Annotated in this window: 2 protein-coding genes and 1 pseudogene; 1 reads left to right on the forward strand and 2 read right to left on the reverse strand. The window is 73.8% G+C overall.

The window, feature by feature from the left end:
• A partial coding sequence (gene ligD / locus EF903_RS31285) for a non-homologous end-joining DNA ligase (RefSeq protein WP_125548349.1) occupies nt 1-791 on the reverse strand: 791 nt, incomplete at its 3' end.
• A gap of 75 nt (nt 792-866) precedes the next feature.
• Here ligD and EF903_RS31290 point away from each other — a divergent pair.
• Nucleotides 867-1,940 carry an ATP-dependent DNA ligase gene (locus EF903_RS31290; protein WP_125548351.1) on the forward strand — a complete coding sequence of 358 codons (1,074 nt, stop codon included), beginning with the start codon at nt 867-869 and terminating at the stop codon, nt 1,938-1,940.
• Between the two features lie 76 nt (nt 1,941-2,016).
• On the opposite strand, the pseudogene EF903_RS34515 reads toward EF903_RS31290, so the two are convergent.
• Nucleotides 2,017-2,763 (reverse strand): annotated as a pseudogene (locus EF903_RS34515) (FAD-dependent oxidoreductase); the annotation flags it as partial.

Consider the following 2,763-nt stretch of genomic DNA (forward strand, 5'->3'; position numbering starts at 1 on the left):
GCGGCGGGGGGGCGGGGGGGGGGGGCGCGCGAGGGGGTGGGGGCGTGGGGGCGGGGGCGGACGGAGTACGCCGAGGCGATGGTGCGGTCGCGGGCCGTCTGGTTGTAGTCGACGAAGATGCGCTCGCCGCGCTCCTCCTTCCACCAGGCGGTGGTGACCCGGCCCGGCATGCGGGCCTCCAGTTCCCGGCCGATCGCGATCGCACAGCGCCGTACGTCGGTGAAGGTCCACCGCGGTTCGATCGGGACGAACACGTGCAGCCCGCGCCCGCCCGAGGTCTTGGGCCAGCCGCGCAGTCGCAGCTCCTCCAGGATGTCGCGCAGCTCGTGCGCGGCGACGACCGCGTCGCCGTAGTCGGTGCCCGGCTGGGGGTCGAGGTCGATGCGCAGCTCGTCGGGCCGGTCGGTGTCCTCCCGGCGCACCGGCCAGGGGTGGAAGGTGAGGCAGCCGAGGTTGGCCGCCCACAGTACGGCGGCCGGCTCGGTCGGGCAGATCTCGTCGGCGGTGCGCCCGCTGGGGAAGGCGATGTGGGCGGTGGGGATCCAGTCGGGCAGGGTTTTCGGGGCGCGCTTCTGGAAGAACGACTCGCCTTCCACCCCGTCGGGATACCGCTCCAGCGTGGTGGGGCGGTCGCGCAGGGCGCGGGTGATGCCGTCCCCCACGGCCAGGTAGTACCGGGCGACGTCGAGCTTGGTGAGGCCCCGCTCGGGGAAGTACACCTTGTCCGGATTGGACAGGCGTACCTTCCGGCCGCCCGCCTCCAGCTCGATCGCGTTCCCGGATGCACCCATGTGCGCCACGGTAGGCGGGCCCGACCCGACGCGCATACCGGGCGAAGCCCGACATACCGCCGCAGAATCGTGGGCATGGACCTGCCCGTCATGCCGCCCGTGCTGCCGATGCTCGCCAAGTCGGTGGCGAAGATCCCGCCCGGGATGCAGTACGAGGCGAAGTGGGACGGCTTCCGCGCCATCGTCCACCGCGACGGCGACGAGATCCAACTCGGCAGCCGCACGGGCAAGCCCCTGACCAGGTATTTCCCCGAACTCGTGAGCGCTTTGAAGGAGAACCTGCCGGACCGCTGCGTGGTCGACGGCGAGATCGTCATCGTGCACGGCGGGCGGCTGGACTTCGACCGGCTGACGGAGCGGATCCACCCCGCCAAATCCCGCGTCGACCTCCTGGCCTCGACCACCCCCGCCAGCTTCGTCGCCTTCGACCTGCTCGCCCTCGGCGACCGCTCCCTCCTCGACACCCCGCTCACCGACCGCCGCAGCGCCCTGTGCTCTGCCCTCTCCACCACGCGGCCCCCCGTCCACCTCGCACCCGCCACCACCGACCCCGCCCTCGCGCAGCAGTGGTTCGAGCAGTTCGAGGGCGCCGGGCTCGACGGTGTGGTCGCGAAACCCCTCGACCTGCCCTACCGGCCCGATGCGCGCCTCATGTTCAAAATCAAGCACGAGCGTACGGCCGACGTCGTCGTCGCCGGTTTCCGTTTCCACAAGAGCGGTCCGATTGTCGGATCGCTGCTGCTGGGCCTCCACGACGACCGCGGCATTCTCCAGCACGTCGGCGTCTGCGCCGCCTTCCCCATGAAGCGCCGCGCCGAACTCGTCGAGGAACTCGCCGCCCTGCGCATGGAGGACGCCTCCGAGCACCCCTGGGCCGCCTGGGCCGAGGAATCCGCGCACGAGAGCGCCCGCCTGCCCGGCGCGCAGAGCCGCTGGACCGGCAAGAAGGACCTCTCCTGGGTGCCGCTGCGCCCCGAGCGCGTCTGCGAGGTCGCGTACGACCACATGGAGGGCGACCGGTTCCGCCACACGGCGCAGTTCCGCTGCTGGCGCCCCGACCGCACCCCCGAGAGCTGTACCTACGCCCAGCTCGACGAAATCGTCGGCTACGACCTCGCCGAGGTGCTCGGCACCGGTCCCGCCGCCTGAGCACCCGCACCGCCCGACCGCCGGCTCGCACCGCCCGACCGCCGGTCGGCCCGGCTCACCCGCCGTCCCGCCCCGCTCACCCGCCGGTCAGCTTCTCCCACTCCCCCCGGTCCGGGCCGGCCGCGTTCGGCTCGTAGTCCGGCCGGGCCTCCAGCCAGCTCGCCACCCGCTGCCGGACCTCCGGGTCCGCGTACGCCCGCTCGGGCCGCTCGGCCAGGTGGCGGACCCTGGCCCGGGCCCGCATCACCTCGGGGTCGTGCAGCGCGCAGTCGAACAGCGCCGCCGCCTCCCGAGTCCTGCCCGTGCGGGCACCCCGCGTCGCGAACCGCTCGCCGACGGCCGCATCGGCGACGACCTGGAAGTCGAACCACGGCTTGAGCGTGCGCACCGCCCACGCGTGGTGCGCGACCGCGTACCGCGCCGATCCGGTGTCCCGGTCGGCCGTACGGGCCACCCGGAGCGCGGCCCACAGGGCGAGCGACGTGCCCTGCCCGAGCGTCGGGTTGGTGTGGGTGACGGCGTCGCCGACCGGCACGAGTCCGCGCACCACCGGCCCCCGCTCGTCGACGAGGGCGCTCCACCGGTTGTCCAGGCTCGCCGTCGCCAGAACCCCGGTCAGCGGCTCGGCGCCCAGGGCGAGCCAGGCAGCCCCCGGCGGGAAGGCGCGCGCCGCCCGCTCGAAGACGGCCGGATCGCGCAGGGCCGAGCGGGTCGGGTCCTGTGTGTGGACGAACACGGTGACGGCGAAGGTCCCGTTGTCCGCCGGGAAAACCGCGCACCCGGAGAACGCCCCGCCCGCCACCGACCACGGCCTGCGCGGCCC

It is taken from the genome of Streptomyces sp. WAC05292 (assembly GCF_003949955.1).
Lineage (GTDB): Bacteria > Actinomycetota > Actinomycetes > Streptomycetales > Streptomycetaceae > Streptomyces > Streptomyces globosus.